This is a genomic window from Bacillus sp. SKDU12 (assembly GCF_010093085.1).
Classification (GTDB): Bacteria; Bacillota; Bacilli; order Bacillales; family Bacillaceae; genus Bacillus; species Bacillus mexicanus.
In genome coordinates, this window is sequence record NZ_MSRC01000024.1 from 20,772 (window position 1) to 41,832 (window position 21,061).

Here is a 21,061-nt window from a genome sequence, read left to right on the forward strand (position 1 = left end):
CAGTGATTATTTATTAGCAGCAATTTCTCTTTCACGAATCACAGTTTTCATGCGCGCGATAGCTTTGCGCACTTCACGAATGCGAGCAGTATTTTCAAGTTGTCCTGTCGCTAATTGAAAGCGAAGATTGAAAAGTTCTTCTTTAAGAGACTTTACTTTTTGTTCAATTTCAGCAGTGGTAAGGTCACGAATTTCATTAGCTTTCATTTGATTCACCACCAATTTCTTCACGTTTTACGAACTTCGTTTTAATTGGCAATTTGTGAGCTGCAAGACGAAGTGCTTCACGAGCAACCTCTTCTGACACACCAGAAATTTCAAATAAAACTTTGCCCGGTTTTACAACAGCTACCCAACCTTCTGGAGCCCCTTTACCGGATCCCATACGTACCTCAAGTGGTTTAGCAGTGTAAGGTTTAGAAGGGAAAATTTTAATCCAAACTTTACCGCCACGTTTCATGTAACGAGTCATCGCAATACGTGCTGCTTCGATCTGACGGTTAGTGATCCATGAAGCTTCAAGAGCTTGGATACCGAACTCACCGAAATGTACTTCAGTACCGCCTTTCGCACGACCACGCATTTTTCCGCGATGCTCTCTGCGATATTTAACGCGTTTAGGTAATAACATATTATTTTCCTCCTTCCTCAGTTTTCTTCTTAGTAGGAAGAACCTCTCCACGATAGATCCAGACTTTCACACCAAGCTTACCGTAAGTAGTATCAGCTTCAGATGTTGCATAGTCAATGTCCGCACGTAATGTGTGCAATGGAACAGTTCCTTCACTGTAGTATTCAGAACGAGCGATATCTGCACCGCCAAGACGACCAGAAACCATTGTTTTCACACCTTGTGCTCCAGCGCGCATAGTACGTTGGATTTGTTGTTTCTGTGCACGGCGGAAAGATACACGGTTTTCTAATTGACGAGCGATGTTGTCAGCAACTAGCTGTGCATCAAGATCTGCTCTTTTGATTTCAAGAATGTTAATGTGTACACGCTTGCCAGTAAGGCTGTTAAGGGCTTTACGAAGTGCTTCAACTTCAGAACCGCCTTTACCGATAACCATACCAGGCTTAGCTGTGTGGATCGTAATGTTAACGCGATTTGCAGCACGCTCAATTTCAACTTTAGAAACAGAAGCGTCAGAAAGGCGTTTGCTAATGTATTCACGAATTTTTAAATCTTCGTGCAGGAAGTCAGCGTAATCTTTACCAGCGTACCACTTAGATTCCCAATCACGAATGACTCCGATACGAAGACCGACTGGATTTACCTTTTGACCCACTACTTATCCCTCCTTCTTTTCTGATACAACGATTGTAATGTGGCTCGTACGTTTGTTGATTTGGCTCGCACGTCCCATAGCACGTGGGCGGAATCTTTTTAACGTAGGGCCTTCGTCAACGAATGCTTGAGAAATAACCAGATTGTTAGCGTCCATTTCATAGTTATGCTCAGCATTTGCAATAGCGGATTTTAATACTTTCTCGATAATTGGAGAAGCAGCTCTTGGTGTAAGGTTCAAGATAGATACTGCCTCACCTACTTGCTTGCCTCGAATCAGGTCCATTACTAGACGTGCTTTACGAGGAGCAATACGGACTGTTCTTGCAACAGCTTTAGCTTGCATTTAAAAGCCTCCTCTCTTAGCGTCTTGTTTTTTTGTCATCACTAGCATGACCTTTGTACGTACGAGTTGGAGCGAATTCACCCAACTTGTGCCCTACCATATCTTCAGAGATGAATACAGGCACGTGTTTACGTCCGTCATAGACTGCGATTGTGTGACCAATAAACTGTGGGAAAATAGTAGAACGACGAGACCAAGTTTTTACCACTTGTTTCTTGTCTGATTCGTTTAATTTCTCGATTTTTGTCATCAAGTGTCCATCGACAAATGGTCCTTTTTTCAAGCTGCGAGCCATTTTGGAACCTCCCTTCGTGATTGCACTACGGTCCGAACTGAACCGTAGACAACCCCGTTATTTATTTTTACGACGACGTACGATAAATTTATCGGATTTGTTCTTTTTCTTACGAGTCTTGAATCCAAGAGTTGGTTTGCCCCATGGAGACATTGGTGATTTACGTCCGATTGGCGCACGTCCTTCACCACCACCGTGTGGGTGATCGTTAGGGTTCATTACAGAACCACGAACTGTAGGACGGATGCCTTTCCAGCGAGAACGTCCGGCTTTACCAACGTTGATAAGTTCGTGCTGTTCGTTACCTACTTGACCGATAGAAGCGCGGCAAGCAGAAAGAATCATGCGAACTTCTCCAGAGTTAAGACGTACAAGAACGTATTTACCTTCTTTACCAAGAACCTGAGCAGATGTACCAGCTGAACGTACAAGCTGTCCGCCTTTACCAGGTTTCAATTCAATGTTATGCACAACTGTACCAACAGGGATGTTGATAAGTGGAAGTGCATTACCTACTTTAATGTCAGCTTCAGGACCTGACATGATTTCAGTACCCACTTGAATTCCTTTAGGAGCAAGGATATAACGTTTTTCTCCGTCTGCATAGTTGATTAGAGCGATGTTAGCTGAACGGTTTGGATCGTATTCAACTGTAGCAACGCGTCCAGGTATACCATCTTTATCGCGTTTGAAGTCGATAACACGGTATTGGCGTTTATGTCCGCCACCTTGGTGACGTACAGTCAATTTACCTTGGTTGTTACGTCCGCCTTTTTTGTGAAGGGGAGCAAGCAAGGATTTTTCCGGCTTGTCAGTCGTGATTTCAGCAAAATCTGAAGTTGTCATGCCACGACGTCCATTAGAGGTCGGTTTATACTTTTTAATCGCCATTTTGAATTTCCCTCCTTCTTTTTACAGATAATTAAGCTTCAAAAATTTCGATTTCTTTGCTGTCTGTAGTAAGTTTCACGATCGCTTTTCTGCGACGGCTAGTCATACCAGTGTAGCGTCCAACACGTTTTGATTTACCTTTGTAGTTCATGATGTTGACTTTGTCAACTTTCACTCCAAAGATGCTTTCAACCGCGTCTTTCACTTCTGTTTTGTTAGCTCTTACATCAACTTCAAAAGTATATTTCTTTTCAGCCATTAAATCAGCAGAACGTTCAGTAATGACGGGGCGCTTTAGAACATCACGAGGATCTTTCATTATGCAAGCACCTCCTCTACTTTTTCAACCGCTGCTTTTGTAATCAGAAGCTTCTCATGGTTGACAACGTCTAAAACGTTGATTCCGTTAGCTTCAACTACAGTAACTTCAGGAATGTTGCGAGCAGATAAAGCTACTGCTTCGTTAGCATCCGCAGTTACGATTAAAGCTTTTTTCTCAACAGATAATCCTTTAAGGATAGCTGCCATTTCTTTTGTTTTAGCCGTGTCAAGAGTAAGATCTTCAAGAACGATGATGTTGTTGTCGTTCACTTTAGAAGACAGTACTGATTTGATTGCCAAGCGGCGAACTTTTTTAGGTAATTTATAAGAATAGCTGCGTGGTGTTGGGCCGAATACGACACCACCTCCGCGCCATTGCGGTGAACGGATAGAACCTTGACGGGCACGTCCTGTACCTTTTTGACGCCATGGTTTACGACCTCCGCCGCGTACTTCAGAACGATTTTTTACTTTGTGAGATCCTTGACGTAAGGAAGCTCTTTGCATAAGAATAGCGTCGAATACAACACTCTCGTTTGGCTCGATACCAAATACAGAAGCGTTTAATTCGATGTCACCAGCAGTAGAACCGTTTTGGTTGTATAATGCTACTTTTGGCATGATCAATTTCCTCCTTTCCTAAGAGAGTTATTTAGATTTAACAGCACTTTTAACAGCGATTAAAGATTTTTTCGCACCAGGTACGTTACCTTTGATCAAAAGAAGATTGCGGTCTGCATCAACTTTTACGATTTCAAGGTTTTGAACAGTGATTTGCTCTCCGCCCATACGTCCAGGCAATAATTTACCTTTGAATACACGGTTAGGATCTACAGGTCCCATTGAACCAGGACGACGGTGGTAGCGTGAACCGTGAGACATAGGTCCGCGAGATTGTCCGTGGCGCTTAATTGCACCTTGGAAACCTTTACCTTTAGATACTCCTGTTACATCTACGATTTCTCCAGCAGAGAAAATTTCAACCTTGACTTCCTGACCAACTTCATACGCATCCATTTCCACTCCGCGTAATTCTTTAACGAAGCGCTTAGGAGCAGTTTCCGCTTTTGCAACGTGTCCTTTTTCAGGTTTGTTAGAAAGCTTTTCGCGCTTGTCGTCAAAACCAAGCTGGATTGCTTCATAACCGTCGTTTTCAGTTGATTTCTTTTGAAGAACAACGTTTGGAGCAGCCTCAATAACAGTTACCGGAATAAGATCACCATTTTCAGCGAACACTTGCGTCATACCAATTTTTCTTCCTAAGATTCCTTTGGTCATTCGTCACACCTCCTATTAAGATCATTCTATATTTTAGAATTAAAGTTTAATTTCGATATCGACACCAGATGGTAAGTCTAATCGCATTAGAGCATCAACAGTTTGTGGTGTTGGGTTCACAATGTCGATTAAACGTTTATGTGTACGCATTTCAAATTGCTCACGAGAATCTTTGTATTTGTGCACCGCACGAAGGATTGTGTAAACTGATTTTTCAGTTGGCAATGGGATCGGACCAGATACGCTGGCACCAGAACGTTTTGCCGTTTCAACAATCTTCTCTGCAGATTGATCAAGGATTCTATGATCATATGCTTTCAAACGAATACGAATTTTTTGTTTTGCCATTATTTTCCCTCCTTTTCGCCTACATCACGTTAGACAGTTCTCCGTGAGAAAAACCTGAACACCTCGCCATGGCAAAGCGGCCGGGTGTGTCAGCAACCTCTCACTTCATCGCAGTCAAAGACCAACATACACCATTATACAGAAAATAGACGTATGTTGCAAGTCTTATTTATAATATGCATGCTTTGCACACTTTTTTTATTATACAGGTGTTTTTCTTATTTATCAAGGCTCTATCATAAGTGGTACAGCGCATGACGACTTAGTGTACTCGCGAATAAAGATGGTTCTTCGATATGCGGAGTGTGAGCAGATTTCTCAAATTGTATCCAGCGCTTTTCAGGTGCCTCAAGCTTCAAATAATATTGTTTCGATATTTCAGCAGGCACAATTAAATCATGTCTCCCTGAAATGAAAAGACACGGTACTTTAATAGAAGGAACTGTTGTAAATGCATTAAATCCAGACAATTCATCATTTAAATATTTTTTGCTGAAGTGTAATCCATTAAGGAACTTGCCCATGTTTCTGATTCCATACTCATGACCAGAAAGCATTTGAAATATAATAGTAAGTAATTGACGATGATGGTATGTGAATCCTCCCCTGCTCACCTCGATACAGAACCGATAGATCAGGTGCTGGATACCCCTCTTCCAAGGCGGAGCACCGATAAAACGTATAAGATGGGATAAGATAATGTTTCTTTTTATAACAGAAATTTCCTGAAGATGTTGATAAGCAGCTGATTCTTCACAGTGGATGTTAACAACCTGACTGATTCCATAATATGCATAAAACAAATCCGGACGCTGCTGCAGTACTTGAAGCGCCAAAAGTGAACCCCACGAATGAGCAGCAAGATATAATTTTGTTTTGGAGAAATAATCTAGGAGCCATTGAGTGACTTGAATTGTATCTTTAATGAGCTGACTGATAGTCATGCTGCAATGAGGAATCTGTTTTGAATAAGAAAGGCCGGAACCTCTTTGATCCCATTGTACTACTGTGAAATATCGTTCTAGTTCTTTTTGGTAACGTCTTATATACCCTATTTGCGGCATCCCCGGACCGCCATGTAAAAAAAGCAGTAATGGATTTTTTATATCAGACCCATTAATCATCAGCGTTTGTTTTGTATGTCCAATGCTCAGTTCTTTCATGATAGCAATGGATCTGTTTTTAGGAATCATATAAAATTAGCCCCTCGAATATGATAAATCCTATTATACAAGAAAAAGACAAGCATACAAAAAAACGAGACCCAAAGTGGGTCTCGTTTATTATCATACGATTACTCAGTGATTGTTGAAACAACGCCTGAACCAACAGTACGTCCGCCTTCACGAATAGAGAAACGAGTTCCTTCTTCGATAGCGATTGTAGAGATAAGTTCAACGATCATTTCAGTGTTATCTCCAGGCATAACCATTTCTACGCCTTCTGGAAGTTGGATGATACCAGTTACGTCAGTTGTACGGAAGTAGAACTGAGGACGGTAGTTAGAGAAGAATGGAGTATGACGTCCACCCTCTTCTTTAGAAAGAACATAAACTTCAGCTTTGAATTTGCTGTGTGGAGTGATTGTACCTGGTTTAGCAAGTACTTGACCACGTTGGATGTCTTCACGCGCTACACCGCGAAGAAGGGCACCGATGTTGTCACCAGCTTCAGCATAATCAAGAAGCTTACGGAACATTTCAACACCTGTAACAGTTGTTTTCTTGTTCTCTTCTTGAAGACCGATGATTTCAACTTCATCACCGACTTTAACTTGTCCGCGTTCTACACGGCCAGTAGCAACTGTACCACGACCAGTGATTGAGAATACGTCCTCAACTGGCATCATGAATGGTTTTTCAGTGTCACGCTCTGGAGTTGGGATGTACTCATCAACCGCATCCATAAGTTCGAAGATTTTCGCTTCGTAATCAGCGTCACCTTCAAGAGCTTTAAGAGCAGAACCTTTGATTACTGGTACATCATCACCAGGGAAGTCGTATTCGCTAAGAAGATCGCGAACTTCCATTTCAACTAGTTCAAGAAGCTCTTCGTCGTCTACCATGTCGCATTTGTTTAAGAATACAACAATGTAAGGTACACCAACGTTTTTAGAAAGAAGGATATGCTCACGAGTTTGTGGCATTGGGCCATCAGCAGCAGATACTACAAGGATAGCTCCGTCCATTTGCGCAGCACCAGTGATCATGTTTTTAACATAGTCAGCGTGTCCTGGGCAGTCAACGTGTGCATAGTGACGAGTATCAGTTTCGTATTCAACGTGCGCAGTAGAGATTGTGATACCGCGTTCGCGTTCTTCTGGTGCACCATCAATTTGATCGTACGCCATAGCTGTACCTTTACCAGATTTCTTATGAAGTACTGTTGTGATAGCAGCAGTTAAAGTTGTTTTACCATGGTCAACGTGTCCAATTGTACCAATATTGGCATGTGATTTGGAACGGTCGAATTTTTCTTTAGCCATTCTAAAATCCTCCTTAAGAGCTTTTAATTAGTAATGTATAGAGTGATAGGAAGTGAAAGAAAGCTTTCACTTCCTCATCTTACAATAGTAGTTATACTTGAGTTAAGCGGCAAAATCAATTATTCGCCTTTATTTTTTTTGATAATTTCTTCTGCGACGCTCTTCGGCACTTCTTCATAGTGATCCATGAACATAGTGAACGTACCGCGACCTTGCGTATTAGAACGAAGTGCAGTAGCGTAACCGAACATTTCAGCAAGAGGTACCATAGCGCGTACAACTTGAGCGTTACCGCGCGCTTCCATACCTTCTACACGTCCGCGTCGTGAAGTGATGTCACCCATGATATCTCCCATGTATTCTTCTGGAATAACCACTTCAACTTTCATAACTGGTTCAAGAAGAACTGGGTTACATTTGCTGACTGCATTTTTCAATGCCATAGAAGCAGCAACTTTAAATGCCATTTCGTTTGAGTCAACATCATGGTATGAGCCATCGAAAAGTTTTGCTTTAATGTCGATAAGCGGGAAGCCTGCTAGTACACCATTTTCAAGTGCATCTTCCAGACCTGCTTGAACAGCTGGGATGTATTCACGTGGAACTACCCCACCGACAATCGCATTTTCAAATTCAAAGCCAGCGCCTTCTTCGTTTGGTTCGAATTCGATCCAAACGTGTCCGAACTGACCGCGTCCACCAGACTGACGTACGAATTTACCCTCAACTTTTGCACCTTGACGGAAAGTCTCACGGTACGCAACCTGAGGAGCACCAACATTGGCTTCTACTTTAAATTCGCGCTTCATACGGTCAACAATGATATCAAGGTGAAGTTCACCCATACCAGAGATGATCGTTTGACCAGTTTCTGGGTTCGTTTGCGTACGGAATGTAGGATCTTCTTCAGCAAGTTTTGCTAAAGCGATACCCATTTTATCTTGGTCAGCTTTTGATTTAGGCTCAATAGCGACGTCGATAACTGGTTCTGGGAATTCCATTGATTCTAGGATAACAAGATCCTTTTCATCACATAGAGTATCTCCAGTTGTTGTATCTTTTAGACCTACAGCAGCTGCGATATCTCCTGAGTATACAGTAGCGATTTCTTCGCGGCTGTTAGCGTGCATTTGAAGGATACGTCCAACGCGCTCACGTTTGCCTTTAGTAGAGTTTTTCACGTATGAACCTGAATCAAGTGTTCCAGAATACACACGGAAGAACGTCAGCTTACCAACGTAAGGGTCAGTCATAACTTTAAATGCTAATGCAGAGAATGGTTCGTCATCAGAAGAATGACGCACAAGCTCTTCATTTGTATCAGGGTGTATACCTTTGATTGCAGCAACATCAGTTGGTGCAGGAAGGTATTCAAGCACAGCATCAAGTACAAGCTGAACACCTTTGTTTTTGAAGGCAGAACCAACAAGAACAGGATAAAATTCAACATTCAATGTACCTTTACGGATACCTGCTTTTAATTCATCAATAGTGATTTCTTCACCCTCAAGGTATTTATCCATAAGCTCTTCATCAAGCTCACAAACAGCTTCAATAAGGCTGTTGCGAAGCTCTTCAGCTTGCTCTTTGTACTCTTCAGGGATTTCTTTCGCTTCAGAACGAGTACCAAGGTCATCTTCATAGAAATACGCAACGTTTTCTACAAGATCAATGATACCTTCGAAGTTATCTTCTGCACCGATCGGCAATTGAATTGCATGAGCGTTTGCTTGAAGACGGTCTCTTAAAGTTCCTACAGAGTAAAGGAAGTCCGCACCGATTTTATCCATTTTGTTAACAAAAACGACACGCGGTACTCCATAAGTTGTCGCCTGACGCCAAACAGTTTCTGTTTGAGGCTCAACGCCTGATTGTGCGTCAAGTACAGCAACAGCACCATCAAGTACACGAAGAGAACGTTCAACTTCAACTGTGAAGTCTACGTGTCCTGGAGTATCGATGATGTTTACGCGGTATCCTTTCCACTGTGCAGTTGTCGCAGCGGAAGTGATTGTGATACCACGTTCTTGTTCCTGCTCCATCCAGTCCATTTGTGAAGCTCCTTCATGAGTTTCACCAATTTTGTGGATACGACCAGTGTAGTACAAGATACGCTCTGTAGTAGTCGTTTTACCAGCATCGATGTGAGCCATGATCCCGATATTACGAGTTTTGTCTAAGGAGAACTCTCTTGCCATTGGGTAATTTCTCCTTCCTTATTCGGAAATTGTGTTTTTTAGTATATGAAACCTACCAACGATAGTGAGCAAATGCTTTGTTTGCTTCAGCCATCTTATGAGTATCTTCACGTTTCTTAACAGCAGCACCAGTGTTGTTAGCTGCGTCAAGGATTTCGTTAGCCAAACGCTCTTCCATCGTTTTTTCTCCGCGAAGACGAGCGTAGTTAACTAACCAACGAAGCCCAAGAGTCGTACGACGTTCAGGACGAACTTCTACAGGAACTTGGTAGTTCGCACCACCTACACGGCGTGCTTTTACTTCAAGTACAGGCATGATGTTTTTCAATGCTTGTTCGAAAACCTCCATTGCATCATTGCCAGTACGTTCTTTAATGATATCGAATGACTTGTATAGGATTGTTTGAGACTTACCTTTTTTACCATCGATCATCATTTTGTTGATTAGACGAGATACAAGCTTAGAGTTGTAAAGCGGATCAGGTAAAACATCTCTTTTTGCTACAGGACCTTTACGTGGCATCTGAATATCCTCCCTTCATCAATTATGAGTATTTTCGTTCATTATTTTGCTTTAGGTTTTTTCGTTCCGTATTTAGAACGGCCTTGCGCACGGTTTTCAACTCCAGCAGTGTCAAGCGCACCACGAACGATGTGGTAACGTACCCCTGGTAAATCCTTTACACGTCCGCCGCGGATAAGTACAACACTGTGCTCTTGCAGGTTGTGACCGATACCAGGAATGTAAGCAGTAACCTCAATTCCGTTAGTTAAACGAACACGAGCATATTTACGAAGTGCTGAGTTCGGTTTTTTCGGTGTCATTGTACCAACACGAGTACATACCCCGCGTTTTTGTGGAGAAGATACATTAGTGTGCTCTTTTTTAAAGCTGTTGTATCCTTTGTTAAGTGCAGGAGACTTTGAGTTTTCTACTTTACTCACGCGTCCTTTGCGAATTAGCTGATTAATTGTAGGCATATCTTTTTCCTCCCTTCATTACGTTTTATAACCCACATACCCAGGTGGTTCATCAAAAGGCAAAAAACAATGTCTTTGCAGAAGAAAGCTTCTTACGCAAAAACAAAAGTACGTTATAAAATGATGGCAACAGCGGCTGCTCCTACCTCAATTCCACAGGCTTTGCCGAGCTTTTTCATGGATTCTACCATTGAAACGGAGATACCTTGATCTTCCGCAAGTGAAACAACACTTGACGTGAGCGTCGGATCTGCGTCTTTTGCAACGACTACTTCCTTTACTGAACCTCGTTTGAGAGCTTTCACTGTTTGCTTCGTACCAATAATAATTGATTTGGCCTGTGATACTTTATCATAAGACATAAACATATCCTCCAAAGTAACAGGTTTATTTCGAGCACCTTGGTTATATTATCATTCTAGGAGACGAATGTCAACAAGGTATGACATTTTTAGTTTTAATCTTCTCATAGAATGATTTTTTATGAAAATATCTGCTGAAAGACTGATTTTCCAGTCTTTCAGCAGCATTTCATCAATTATTCAACCGGTACCATGTCTTCATTCGGCTGAACTTTTGAAACTGGTTTTGCTTGACGGTATTTCATCATACCTGTACCAGCCGGAACAAGCTTACCGATGATAACATTCTCTTTCAAGCCGAGAAGCTCATCACGCTTACCTTTGATCGCTGCGTCTGTAAGGACACGTGTTGTTTCCTGGAAGGATGCAGCAGATAAGAATGAATCAGTTTCAAGAGATGCTTTTGTAATACCAAGTATGACAGGACGGCCAGTAGCAGGACGATTCCCTTCTACTAATACCTTTTTGTTCGCTTCAGTAAATTGGTGAATATCCAGCAATGTACCTGGAAGCACATCAGTGTCACCGGCATCAATAACGCGGACTTTACGAAGCATCTGGCGGACCATTACTTCTACGTGCTTATCACCGATTTCAACACCCTGCATACGGTAAACCTTTTGAACCTCATGGAGAAGATACTCTTGAACAGTCGTCAGGTCAGTTACTTTGAGAAGTTCTTTCGGATCGATTGAACCTTCTGTCAGTACTTGGCCTCGAGTAATTTTATCTCCTTCCGCTACTTTCAGGCGGGAGTTATAAGGTGCCGTATAAGAACGTGTTTCCACTGCGCCTTGGACCACAATTTCCTGTTGCTTATCACGAACTTCATTGATCTCAACGACTGTACCGTCGATTTCTGTAATTGTTGCCTGACCTTTCGGATTACGCGCTTCGAAAAGCTCTTGGATACGCGGAAGACCTTGAGTAATATCGTCTCCGGCAACCCCACCTGTATGGAATGTACGCATTGTTAACTGTGTACCAGGCTCACCGATTGATTGGGCAGCAATGATTCCGACAGCTTCACCGACTTCAACATCGGAGCCAGTTGCAAGATTTCGGCCATAGCATCGTTTACATACACCATGAGGCGTATTACATGTGAAGGCAGAACGAATCCATACTTCTTCAATGCCGGCTTCTACAATCTCCAATGCTTTGTCTTCATCGATCAGTTCGTTTTCATTTATAAGCACTTCACCTGTTTCAGGGTGCTTCACTTGTTTCCGTGCAAAACGGCCGATTAAGCGTTCTTCTAAGCGCTCAATTGTTTCAGTACCTTCTTTAAGAGGCTGAGCAAGGATGCCTCGGTCAGTTCCGCAATCAGTTTCACGGATGATAACATCCTGTGCAACGTCAACGAGACGGCGTGTAAGGTAACCTGAGTCAGCAGTTTTAAGGGCAGTATCGGCAAGACCTTTACGCGCACCGTGAGTGGAGATAAAGTACTCCAATACTGTCAGACCTTCACGGAAACTTGATTTGATTGGCAATTCAATGATACGTCCAGCCGGGTTGGCCATCAGACCGCGCATTCCGGCAAGCTGTGTAAAGTTAGATGCGTTACCACGGGCACCAGAATCACTCATCATGTAGATTGGGTTGATTTCATCGAGTGATTGCATCAGTTTGCCTTGGATAACATCTTTCGCTGAACTCCAGATAGAGATAACTCTCTCATAGCGCTCTTCTTCAGTGATGAGACCACGTCGGAACTGCTTCATAACGTTATCAACTTTGCTTTGCGCTTCCTCAAGGATTTTTTGTTTATCATCGAGTACGACGATATCAGAAACCCCAACTGTAATACCAGCTTTTGTTGAATATCTGAAACCTAGGTTTTTCATGCGGTCAAGCATTTTAGACGTTTCCGTGATATGGAATCGTTTAAAGATTTCCGCGATGATTTTACCCAGAATACCTTTTTTAAACGGTGCATTGATTGGCTGTTGTTCAATGACAGCTTTCACATCCGCACCCTTTTCTAAGAAGAAACGGTCAGGTGTTTTTTCCTCAATGTTGCTCTTCGTCGGTTCATTCATGTAAGGGAATGATTCCGGAAGAATTTCATTGAAGACAAGCTTACCGACAGTTGTAATTAACAATTTTGAGCGCTGTTCTTCAGTGAATGTCACATTTTTAAGGGAGTTAGCTGCAACAGCTACTCTCGTATGAAGGTGAACATATCCGTTTTGATAAGCGAGTATCGCTTCGTCTGTATTCTTGAAGACCATGCCTTCACCGACAGCACCGGCACGCTCAAGTGTCAGATAATAGTTACCTAATACCATATCCTGAGACGGAGTTACAACCGGTTTACCATCTTTAGGGTTCAAGATGTTTTGAGCAGCAAGCATCAAGATGCGTGCTTCAGCTTGAGCTTCCGCAGATAAAGGTACGTGAACCGCCATTTGGTCACCGTCAAAGTCAGCGTTGTAAGCTGTACATACGAGCGGGTGAAGACGGATTGCGCGTCCTTCAACAAGCGTTGGTTCAAACGCTTGGATACCTAATCTGTGAAGTGTAGGGGCACGGTTCAGAAGGACCGGATGCTCCTTGATAACTGATTCTAATACATCCCAAACTTCAGGCTGTACGCGCTCAATTTTACGTTTTGCACTCTTAATGTTGTGAGCAAGACCCTTTTCAACAAGTTCTTTCATAACGAAAGGTTTGAAAAGTTCAAGCGCCATTTCCTTCGGTAATCCGCATTGGTACATTTTCAAATGAGGACCAACAACGATTACAGAACGACCGGAGTAATCGACACGTTTACCAAGAAGGTTTTGACGGAAACGTCCTTGCTTCCCTTTCAACATGTGAGAAAGAGATTTTAACGGTCTGTTACCAGGACCTGTTACTGGACGTCCGCGGCGACCGTTGTCAATTAAGGCATCGACAGCCTCTTGAAGCATACGCTTTTCATTCTGAACAATGATGCTCGGCGCACCAAGATCTAAAAGGCGTTTCAAACGATTGTTGCGGTTGATGACACGACGATATAGGTCGTTCAAATCAGAAGTCGCAAAACGTCCGCCGTCTAGCTGAACCATTGGTCTAAGCTCAGGCGGTATAACAGGAAGCACATCAAGGATCATCCAAGAAGGCGTGTTTCCTGAGTTACGGAAGGCTTCTAAAACTTCAAGGCGTTTGATCGCACGAGTACGACGCTGTCCTTGTGATGTTTTCAGCTCTTCTTTTAACATATCAACTTCTTTTACAAGATCGATATCTTGAAGAAGTTTATGAATCGCTTCTGCACCCATAGATGCTTGGAATTTGTTACCGTATTTATCGAGATATGCACGGTACTCTTTCTCAGACAGAAGCTGTTTCTTTTCAAGCGGTGTGTTTGCCGGATCAGTTACAACGTAAGAAGCAAAGTAAATGACTTCTTCTAAAGCACGAGGTGACATATCCAGCACAAGACCCATACGGCTTGGAATACCTTTGAAATACCAAATGTGGGAAACTGGGGCAGCCAGTTCAATGTGCCCCATTCTCTCACGACGGACTTTAGCCCGTGTTACTTCGACTCCACAGCGGTCACAAACTACGCCTTTATAACGAACTCGCTTGTACTTCCCGCAATGACATTCCCAGTCTTTCGTCGGTCCGAAAATGCGTTCGCAGAAAAGACCGTCCTTTTCAGGTTTTAACGTACGATAGTTTATCGTTTCAGGCTTTTTCACTTCACCAAAAGACCATGAACGGATTTTATCCGGTGAAGCAAGACCGATGTTCATATACTCAAAATTGTTCACATCTAGCAAGGGGCCTACCTCCCTTTTTATCTTCGGATTAACCGATGTCACTTGCCTTTATAACTAGAGACTATTCTTTTGTTACTACATCTCGTTCAACGTCTGCCGATGCTGTTTCTGCCGGCTCTTCATCACCTGATAATGCCAGACCGTCAGCTTGTTTTGCATCTTCTTCGTCTTCTAAATCTCTCATTTCTATTTCTTCTTCATCACCAGAAAGGATTTTTACGTCCATACCTAAGCTTTGAAGTTCTTTGATTAATACTTTAAATGATTCCGGAACACCTGGTTCAGGAACATTGTCGCCTTTAACGATCGCTTCGTATGTTTTCACACGTCCAACCACGTCATCAGACTTCACAGTCAGAATTTCTTGAAGAGTGTAAGCCGCACCGTAAGCTTCAAGTGCCCATACCTCCATCTCACCGAAACGCTGTCCGCCAAATTGTGCTTTACCGCCAAGAGGCTGCTGCGTAACAAGTGAGTAAGGACCTGTAGAGCGTGCATGGAGTTTATCGTCAACCATGTGAGCCAGTTTAATCATATACATGATACCGACGGATACACGGTTATCAAACGGCTCTCCGCTGCGCCCGTCGTAAAGAACTGTTTTAGCGTCACGAGCCATTCCGGCTTCTTCAAGCGTTTCCCAAACATCCTCTTCTCGCGCTCCATCAAATACAGGAGATGCAATGTGAATGCCTAAGTAACGAGCGGCCATACCCATGTGAAGCTCCAATACCTGCCCGATGTTCATACGTGATGGTACGCCCAGCGGGTTAAGCATGATGTCAATTGGTGTGCCGTCAGGAAGGTAAGGCATATCCTCTTCAGGAAGAATCTTAGAGATAACACCTTTGTTACCGTGACGACCGGCCATTTTATCTCCTTCAGAAATCTTACGTTTCTGAACGATATATACGCGCACTAACTGGTTTACACCTGGAGGAAGTTCGTCTCCGTCTTCACGGTTGAAGACTTTAACGTCGTGGATAATTCCGCCGCCGCCGTGAGGCACACGAAGAGAAGTATCACGAACCTCGCGGGCTTTTTCACCAAAAATGGCGTGAAGCAGACGTTCTTCAGCAGTCAGTTCAGTTACACCTTTAGGCGTGACTTTACCAACAAGAAGATCTCCATCTTTTACTTCTGCCCCGATACGGATGATTCCTCGATCATCAAGATTGCGAAGCGCATCTTCACCGACGTTTGGAATATCGCGAGTGATTTCTTCAGGCCCAAGTTTCGTATCACGTGCTTCTGATTCATATTCTTCGATGTGGATAGATGTATAAACATCATCCTTTACAAGACGTTCACTCATGATGATGGCATCTTCATAGTTATAACCATCCCATGTCATGAAGCCGACCATTACGTTACGGCCAAGCGCAAGTTCACCAAGCTCCATAGAAGGTCCGTCAGCAAGGATTTCTCCTTTTACCACTTCATCGCCGACACTTACGATCGGACGCTGATTGTAGCACGTACCTTGGTTGGAACGGACAAATTTCAGCATGCTGTATTTATCCAAGTTTCCTTTTACTTTTTGACCGTCTACTTCTTCATAACGGCGCACCCAAACGTTTTTGGCTTCTACGCGTTCAACGATACCAGGGTGTTTACAAATCACAGCGGCACCAGAGTCTTTACCTGATACGTATTCCATACCAGTTCCAACGAATGGCGCTTCCGGCTGCATCAAAGGCACAGCCTGACGCTGCATGTTCGCTCCCATTAGGGCACGGTTAGAGTCATCGTTTTCCAAGAACGGGATACATGCTGTCGCAGCAGATACAACCTGCTTAGGCGATACATCCATGTAGTCTACGCGGCTTCTGGATACAGCGGTGTTCTCCCCGCGGAAACGGGCAATGATGCTGTCATCGATAAAGGCGCCTTCGTCATCAAGACGAGCGTTCGCTTGTGCGACAACATAGTTATCCTCTTCATCAGCAGTTAAGTAATCGATTCTGCCCGTTACCTTCCCTGTTTCAGGGTCAACGCGTCGATATGGCGTTTCGATAAAGCCAAAACGGTTTACTTTTGCATATGATGAAAGCGAGTTGATCAAACCGATGTTCGGACCCTCAGGCGTCTCAATCGGACACATACGGCCATAGTGAGAGTAGTGAACGTCACGCACTTCCATTCCGGCACGCTCACGTGTCAAACCACCCGGCCCTAATGCTGACAGACGGCGCTTATGCGTTAATTCAGCAAGCGGGTTCGTCTGGTCCATAAATTGTGAAAGCTGAGAGCTTCCAAAGAACTCTTTAATCGACGCAATAACAGGACGAATATTGATCAGCTGCTGAGGTGTAATTGTATTCGTATCTTGAATTGACATTCTCTCACGAACCACACGCTCCATACGGCTTAAACCGATACGGAATTGGTTCTGGAGAAGCTCACCTACAGAACGCAAACGACGGTTTCCAAGATGATCGATATCATCTGTGTCGCCTACTCCGTGCAACAAGTTGAAGAAGTAGCTGATAGAAGAAATAATGTCAGCAGGCGTGATGTTTTTAATCTCTTCTTCGGTGTAAGCATTACCGATTACATTAATAACCTGTTCTCCTTCTTGATCAGTCGGAGCAAAGATTTTAATCGATTGAAGAGTCACTTCATCTTCAACAACGCCGCCATTAGGATACAGCTTTCTGAAACCAATGCCGTTTTCTAAGTATGGCAGTACTTTATCAAGTGTTCTTCTATCAAGAATCTGACCTTTTTCAGCCAGGATTTCTCCTGTTTCAGGGTCAACAAGCGTTTCAGCAAGTCTCTGGTTAAAGAGGCGATTCTTAATATGAAGTTTTTTATTAATTTTATAGCGTCCTACATTGGCAAGATCATATCGTTTCGGATCAAAGAAACGAGAATCAAGCAAGCTTTTCGCATTTTCAACTGTAGGCGGCTCTCCAGGACGGAGACGCTCGTAAATTTCAAGCAGCGCTTTGTCACTGTTTTCTGTATTATCTTTATCAAGCGTATTTCGCAGGTATTCGTTCTCTCCTACGAGATCAAGAATCTCTTGATCGGAACCGAAGCCAAGAGCACGCAAAAGAACCGTAACCGGCAACTTACGTGTGCGATCAATGCGGACATAAACTACATCTTTCGCATCAGTTTCGTATTCTAACCATGCGCCACGGTTTGGAATGACAGTAGCGGTAAAACCTTTTTTACCGTTTTTGTCTACTTTACCACTGAAATATACACTTGGAGACCGAACAAGCTGGGAAACGATAACACGTTCCGCACCATTAATGATAAAAGTACCTGTATCTGTCATAATAGGGAAATCTCCCATGAAGACATCTTGGTCTTTTACCTCTCCAGTTTCTTTGTTAATTAAACGAACCTTCACTCTTAGCGGAGCTGAATAAGTCACATCGCGTTCTTTTGATTCCTCTACAGGATATTTAGGATCACCTAAACTATAATCAATGAACTCAAGAGAGAGGTTACCAGTGAAATCCTCAATTGGTGATATGTCTTGAAACATCTCTCTAAGACCCTCATCAAGAAACCACTGATAAGAAGAGGTTTGAATTTCAATGAGATTTGGTAATTCTAACACTTCGCTAATGCGAGCATAGCTTCTGCGCTGGCGGTGTCGTCCATACTGAACTAGTTGACCTGTCAACTGATTCACCCCTCAAATCATGCGTATTATATGTGTAATAAGCATTTCTTTCTAAGAAAAAATGCTTTTACAAGACAAAAGAAAAAAGGGTTTCTAATTAAGAAAACCACATCCAAAAACAAATACCGATTTTATTAGCATTTCCATACTTGTATAATTTATACATAGATATTGACAATTCATCATATCAAGTAAAATATATACATTGGCATTTTACAATATTAACATATCTGCAATACCGAGTCAAACTTTTTTTGCTTTTATGATATAATAGCCTTTCTTTTTTTGAACGACAGAAACTTCATCGAACAGTTCCTCTAGCTTTTCAATGGCAGAAGGCGCACCTTGTTTTTTCTGTATGACGATCCACAACTCACCTGAAGCTTTTAAGTGTTCAGCGCTTTTCTCAAAGATAGCATGGACAACTTTTTTTCCGGCTCGGATTGGGGGATTTGTAAGAATAGAAGCAAATGTTTGAGCAGAATCAACGTTTGAAAACAAATCACTCTGATAAATCTTAACATTTGTTATCCCGTTTTGTTCCGCATTTTCATTTGATAGCTCTACAGCTCTCTCATTGACGTCAATCATGTGGATAATCCGGTCTTTAAAGTCGCTGGCCAACGATAAACCAATCGGGCCATAGCCGCAGCCTATATCTAGGATACCACCCTCAACTTCAGGCTCTTCAAAAGAATCAATCAGCAGACGGGAGCCAAAATCAACTTCCTTTTTAGAAAAAACTCCGCTGTCGCTGGTAAACTTGAAATCTTTATTACGAAGCCTAAAAGACCAGGTTTGCTTATTGCTTTTTACTGAAGGTTTTTCTGAATAATAGTGCTCACTCATTATTAGAACCTCCTTTTGTCGTGTCTTAAAGAATGGCAAAGAAAAAGCTCGCCTCATAAAAGCGAGCTCCCCCTACAGGTAAGTGAAGATTACTTAACTTCTACAGAAGCGCCAACTTCTTCAAGTTTAGCTTTAAGCTCTTCAGCTTCTTCTTTAGCAATACCTTCTTTAAGTGGTTTTGGAGTGTTGTCAACAAGTTCTTTAGCTTCTTTCAAGCCAAGACCAGTGATTTCACGTACAACTTTGATTACTTTGATTTTTTGAGAACCTGCACCAGCAAGGATAAGGTCGAATTCGCTTTGCTCTTCAGCAGCTCCGCCACCAGCAGCTCCGCCAGCTACAGCTACAGGAGCAGCAGCAGTTACGCCGAATTCTTCTTCGATTGCTTTTACTAGGTCGTTCAATTCAAGTACAGTTGCTTCTTTAACGGAAGCAATGATTTCTTCGATATTTAAAGCCATTTGTAATTCCTCCATTTTGTTTTAATTTATGAAAAACTGATTAGATTAAGCGCCTTGTTCTTCCTTTTGTTCTGCCACAGCTTTTGTAGCAAGAGCAAGATTGCGAACTGGAGCTTGAAGTACGCTAAGCAACATAGAAAGTAAGCCTTCGCGTGATGGAAGTTCAGCAAGAGCTTTCACTTCTTCAACAGTAGAAACTTTACCTTCGATAACGCCAGCTTTGATTTCAAGAGCTTCGTGATTTTTAGCGAACTCATTAAGAACTTTAGCCGGAGCGACAACATCTTCAGTGCTGAATGCGATCGCGTTCGGTCCAGTTAAGAAATCATTCAAACCATTAAGCTCAGCTTGTTCAACCGCACGGCGAGTCATCGTATTTTTGTAAACTTTGAACTCAACGTTAGCTTCGCGAAGCTGTTTACGAAGTTCTGTTACTTCAGAAACGGTAAGTCCGCGATAGTCAACGATGATCGTTGATTTACTTTCTTTCAGTTTAGAAGCAATTTCTTCAACAACAACTTTTTTTGTTTCAATTGCGCTGCTCATGGTTACACCTCCTATAGATTCTTGTGTAACACTTATACCGTTAGGTGATCACGACTGAGACGACGGATTCCATATAAAAAGCCTCCATGAGACATGGAGGCTGTATATACAAGCATACGTAACGTAATAGCTGTGATAATATACACCTCGGTAGGATCATTAAGCTGTTAGGCCCCTACTGTCTACGGTATAAATGATATTCTATTTTACAACATTTTGAATCATATCATAATGTTGATGTCGAGTCAATATTATTTTACGTTGAAAGTTGAAGAGTCTACTTTGACACCAGGTCCCATAGTAGAAGTTACAGCAACGTTTTTCACGTAAACGCCTTTTGCTGCAGCAGGTTTAGCTTTCAGGATTGTGTCGTACATTGTTGTGAAGTTCTCAACAAGTTTTTCATCCTCGAAAGAAACTTTTCCGATAGGAACATGAATGTTTCCAGCTTTATCAACACGGTATTCAACTTTACCAGCTTTAATTTCGCCGATTGCTTTTTCAACTTCGAATGTAACTGTACCAGTTTTAGGGTTTGGCATTAAACCTTTTGGTCCAAGTACACGACCGATTTTACCAACCTCACCCATCATGTCAGGTGTAGCTACGATTACATCGAAATCGAACCAGCCTTGTTGAATTTTGTTAATGTAGTCAGTATCGCCAACGAAATCTGCACCAGCAGCTTCAGCTTCTTTCGCTTTTTCGCCTTTTGCGAAAACGAGAACGCGCTGAGTTTTACCAGTTCCGTTTGGAAGCACAACTGCTCCACGGATTTGCTGATCGTTTTTACGAGGGTCAACCCCTAAACGGAAAGCCACTTCAACTGTAGCGTCGAATTTAGCTGTGTTTGTTTTTTTAACGAGAGCTACTGCTTCAGAAACGTCGTAAGCTTTAGAACGTTCTACAAGCTTAGCAGCTTCAACGTACTTTTTACCTTTTTTAGCCATTTTAAAATTTCCTCCTTATGTGGTTATAGCGGAATAACCTCCC

At 42.5% G+C, this 21,061-nt stretch carries 22 protein-coding genes and 1 other annotated feature; all 22 genes read right to left on the reverse strand.

Annotation, left to right across the window (positions count from 1 at the left end; all coding sequences use genetic code 11):
- Positions 1-6: 6 nt before the first annotated feature.
- The 22 genes from rpmC to rplA all read right to left on the reverse strand — a co-directional run bounded on the left by rpmC (position 7) and on the right by rplA (position 21,018).
- Positions 7-207 (reverse strand): 50S ribosomal protein L29, encoded by a 201-nt coding sequence (gene rpmC / locus BTW01_RS17915; protein WP_003156482.1) that lies wholly within the window; start codon positions 205-207, stop codon positions 7-9.
- Positions 197-631 carry a 50S ribosomal protein L16 gene (rplP, locus tag BTW01_RS17920; RefSeq protein WP_162104320.1) on the reverse strand — a complete coding sequence of 145 codons (435 nt, stop codon included), beginning with the start codon at positions 629-631 and terminating at the stop codon, positions 197-199. The genes rpmC and rplP overlap by 11 nt, the downstream gene beginning before the upstream one ends.
- Before the next feature lies 1 nt (position 632).
- On the reverse strand, positions 633-1,289 hold the full coding sequence (gene rpsC / locus BTW01_RS17925) for a 30S ribosomal protein S3 (RefSeq protein WP_003242001.1): 657 nt from the start codon (positions 1,287-1,289) through the stop codon (positions 633-635).
- Between the two features lie 3 nt (positions 1,290-1,292).
- Positions 1,293-1,634 (reverse strand): 50S ribosomal protein L22, encoded by a 342-nt coding sequence (gene rplV / locus BTW01_RS17930; RefSeq protein WP_003156475.1) that lies wholly within the window; start codon positions 1,632-1,634, stop codon positions 1,293-1,295.
- Positions 1,635-1,650: 16 nt separating this feature from the next.
- Entirely contained in the window at positions 1,651-1,929 is a 279-nt protein-coding gene (gene rpsS / locus BTW01_RS17935; RefSeq protein ID WP_039076395.1) for a 30S ribosomal protein S19, read from the reverse strand.
- A gap of 57 nt (positions 1,930-1,986) precedes the next feature.
- Positions 1,987-2,820, reverse strand: coding sequence for a 50S ribosomal protein L2 (rplB, locus tag BTW01_RS17940; RefSeq protein WP_039076394.1), 834 nt, complete (start codon positions 2,818-2,820; stop codon positions 1,987-1,989).
- 31 nt (positions 2,821-2,851) lie between these two features.
- Positions 2,852-3,139: a 50S ribosomal protein L23 gene (gene rplW / locus BTW01_RS17945; RefSeq protein WP_106021661.1), complete on the reverse strand. Its 288-nt coding sequence runs from the start codon at positions 3,137-3,139 to the stop codon at positions 2,852-2,854.
- Positions 3,139-3,762 carry a 50S ribosomal protein L4 gene (gene rplD, locus BTW01_RS17950; RefSeq protein WP_162104321.1) on the reverse strand — a complete coding sequence of 208 codons (624 nt, stop codon included), beginning with the start codon at positions 3,760-3,762 and terminating at the stop codon, positions 3,139-3,141. The genes rplW and rplD overlap by 1 nt, the downstream gene beginning before the upstream one ends.
- Positions 3,763-3,789: 27 nt before the next feature.
- Positions 3,790-4,419: a 50S ribosomal protein L3 gene (rplC, locus tag BTW01_RS17955; protein WP_162104322.1), complete on the reverse strand. Its 630-nt coding sequence runs from the start codon at positions 4,417-4,419 to the stop codon at positions 3,790-3,792.
- Positions 4,420-4,458: 39 nt separating this feature from the next.
- Positions 4,459-4,767: a 30S ribosomal protein S10 gene (gene rpsJ, locus BTW01_RS17960; RefSeq protein ID WP_003156464.1), complete on the reverse strand. Its 309-nt coding sequence runs from the start codon at positions 4,765-4,767 to the stop codon at positions 4,459-4,461.
- Positions 4,768-5,003: 236 nt separating this feature from the next.
- Positions 5,004-5,960, reverse strand: a complete 957-nt coding sequence (locus BTW01_RS17965; protein WP_162104323.1) for an alpha/beta fold hydrolase — start codon at positions 5,958-5,960, stop codon at positions 5,004-5,006.
- Between the two features lie 101 nt (positions 5,961-6,061).
- A complete protein-coding gene (gene tuf, locus BTW01_RS17970; RefSeq protein ID WP_039076390.1) occupies positions 6,062-7,252 on the reverse strand; it encodes an elongation factor Tu in 1,191 nt (396 codons plus the stop codon).
- Between the two features lie 119 nt (positions 7,253-7,371).
- Positions 7,372-9,450, reverse strand: a complete 2,079-nt coding sequence (fusA, locus tag BTW01_RS17975; protein ID WP_162104324.1) for an elongation factor G — start codon at positions 9,448-9,450, stop codon at positions 7,372-7,374.
- A gap of 52 nt (positions 9,451-9,502) precedes the next feature.
- Positions 9,503-9,973, reverse strand: a complete 471-nt coding sequence (gene rpsG / locus BTW01_RS17980) for a 30S ribosomal protein S7 (protein WP_003156447.1) — start codon at positions 9,971-9,973, stop codon at positions 9,503-9,505.
- Positions 9,974-10,014: 41 nt separating this feature from the next.
- Positions 10,015-10,431 carry a 30S ribosomal protein S12 gene (gene rpsL / locus BTW01_RS17985; protein WP_003225781.1) on the reverse strand — a complete coding sequence of 139 codons (417 nt, stop codon included), beginning with the start codon at positions 10,429-10,431 and terminating at the stop codon, positions 10,015-10,017.
- 113 nt (positions 10,432-10,544) lie between these two features.
- A complete protein-coding gene (locus tag BTW01_RS17990; RefSeq protein WP_162104325.1) occupies positions 10,545-10,793 on the reverse strand; it encodes a 50S ribosomal protein L7ae-like protein in 249 nt (82 codons plus the stop codon).
- A 176-nt stretch (positions 10,794-10,969) separates the two neighbouring features.
- On the reverse strand, positions 10,970-14,569 hold the full coding sequence (rpoC, locus tag BTW01_RS17995) for a DNA-directed RNA polymerase subunit beta' (protein ID WP_162104326.1): 3,600 nt from the start codon (positions 14,567-14,569) through the stop codon (positions 10,970-10,972).
- Positions 14,570-14,630: 61 nt separating this feature from the next.
- Entirely contained in the window at positions 14,631-18,212 is a 3,582-nt protein-coding gene (rpoB, locus tag BTW01_RS18000; RefSeq protein WP_162104327.1) for a DNA-directed RNA polymerase subunit beta, read from the reverse strand.
- Between the two features lie 243 nt (positions 18,213-18,455).
- Positions 18,456-19,061 (reverse strand): class I SAM-dependent methyltransferase, encoded by a 606-nt coding sequence (locus tag BTW01_RS18005; protein ID WP_162104328.1) that lies wholly within the window; start codon positions 19,059-19,061, stop codon positions 18,456-18,458.
- Between the two features lie 89 nt (positions 19,062-19,150).
- Positions 19,151-19,522 (reverse strand): 50S ribosomal protein L7/L12, encoded by a 372-nt coding sequence (gene rplL / locus BTW01_RS18010; RefSeq protein ID WP_162104329.1) that lies wholly within the window; start codon positions 19,520-19,522, stop codon positions 19,151-19,153.
- 45 nt (positions 19,523-19,567) lie between these two features.
- Positions 19,568-20,068 (reverse strand): 50S ribosomal protein L10, encoded by a 501-nt coding sequence (rplJ, locus tag BTW01_RS18015; RefSeq protein ID WP_162104330.1) that lies wholly within the window; start codon positions 20,066-20,068, stop codon positions 19,568-19,570.
- Between the two features lie 65 nt (positions 20,069-20,133).
- Positions 20,134-20,274, reverse strand: a sequence feature (ribosomal protein L10 leader region).
- A 45-nt stretch (positions 20,275-20,319) separates the two neighbouring features.
- On the reverse strand, positions 20,320-21,018 hold the full coding sequence (gene rplA / locus BTW01_RS18020) for a 50S ribosomal protein L1 (RefSeq protein WP_162104331.1): 699 nt from the start codon (positions 21,016-21,018) through the stop codon (positions 20,320-20,322).
- Positions 21,019-21,061 lie beyond the last annotated feature (43 nt).

What these genes read in the sequence shown, in the direction of transcription:
- rpsJ (WP_003156464.1), bottom strand. Translation starts at nt 4,767, where the DNA reads ATGGCAAAACAAAAAATTCGTATTCGTTTGAAAGCATATGATCATAGA.
- rplC (WP_162104322.1), bottom strand. Translation starts at nt 4,419, where the DNA reads ATGACCAAAGGAATCTTAGGAAGAAAAATTGGTATGACGCAAGTGTTC.
- rplV (WP_003156475.1), bottom strand. Translation starts at nt 1,634, where the DNA reads ATGCAAGCTAAAGCTGTTGCAAGAACAGTCCGTATTGCTCCTCGTAAA.
- tuf (WP_039076390.1), bottom strand. Translation starts at nt 7,252, where the DNA reads ATGGCTAAAGAAAAATTCGACCGTTCCAAATCACATGCCAATATTGGT.
- rplP (WP_162104320.1), bottom strand. Translation starts at nt 631, where the DNA reads ATGTTATTACCTAAACGCGTTAAATATCGCAGAGAGCATCGCGGAAAA.
- rplW (WP_106021661.1), bottom strand. Translation starts at nt 3,139, where the DNA reads ATGAAAGATCCTCGTGATGTTCTAAAGCGCCCCGTCATTACTGAACGT.
- BTW01_RS18005 (WP_162104328.1), bottom strand. Translation starts at nt 19,061, where the DNA reads ATGAGTGAGCACTATTATTCAGAAAAACCTTCAGTAAAAAGCAATAAG.
- fusA (WP_162104324.1), bottom strand. Translation starts at nt 9,450, where the DNA reads ATGGCAAGAGAGTTCTCCTTAGACAAAACTCGTAATATCGGGATCATG.
- rplD (WP_162104321.1), bottom strand. Translation starts at nt 3,762, where the DNA reads ATGCCAAAAGTAGCATTATACAACCAAAACGGTTCTACTGCTGGTGAC.
- BTW01_RS17990 (WP_162104325.1), bottom strand. Translation starts at nt 10,793, where the DNA reads ATGTCTTATGATAAAGTATCACAGGCCAAATCAATTATTATTGGTACG.
- rplJ (WP_162104330.1), bottom strand. Translation starts at nt 20,068, where the DNA reads ATGAGCAGCGCAATTGAAACAAAAAAAGTTGTTGTTGAAGAAATTGCT.
- BTW01_RS17965 (WP_162104323.1), bottom strand. Translation starts at nt 5,960, where the DNA reads ATGATTCCTAAAAACAGATCCATTGCTATCATGAAAGAACTGAGCATT.
- rplL (WP_162104329.1), bottom strand. Translation starts at nt 19,522, where the DNA reads ATGGCTTTAAATATCGAAGAAATCATTGCTTCCGTTAAAGAAGCAACT.
- rpmC (WP_003156482.1), bottom strand. Translation starts at nt 207, where the DNA reads ATGAAAGCTAATGAAATTCGTGACCTTACCACTGCTGAAATTGAACAA.
- rpsL (WP_003225781.1), bottom strand. Translation starts at nt 10,431, where the DNA reads ATGCCTACAATTAATCAGCTAATTCGCAAAGGACGCGTGAGTAAAGTA.
- rplB (WP_039076394.1), bottom strand. Translation starts at nt 2,820, where the DNA reads ATGGCGATTAAAAAGTATAAACCGACCTCTAATGGACGTCGTGGCATG.
- rpsS (WP_039076395.1), bottom strand. Translation starts at nt 1,929, where the DNA reads ATGGCTCGCAGCTTGAAAAAAGGACCATTTGTCGATGGACACTTGATG.
- rpsG (WP_003156447.1), bottom strand. Translation starts at nt 9,973, where the DNA reads ATGCCACGTAAAGGTCCTGTAGCAAAAAGAGATGTTTTACCTGATCCG.
- rplA (WP_162104331.1), bottom strand. Translation starts at nt 21,018, where the DNA reads ATGGCTAAAAAAGGTAAAAAGTACGTTGAAGCTGCTAAGCTTGTAGAA.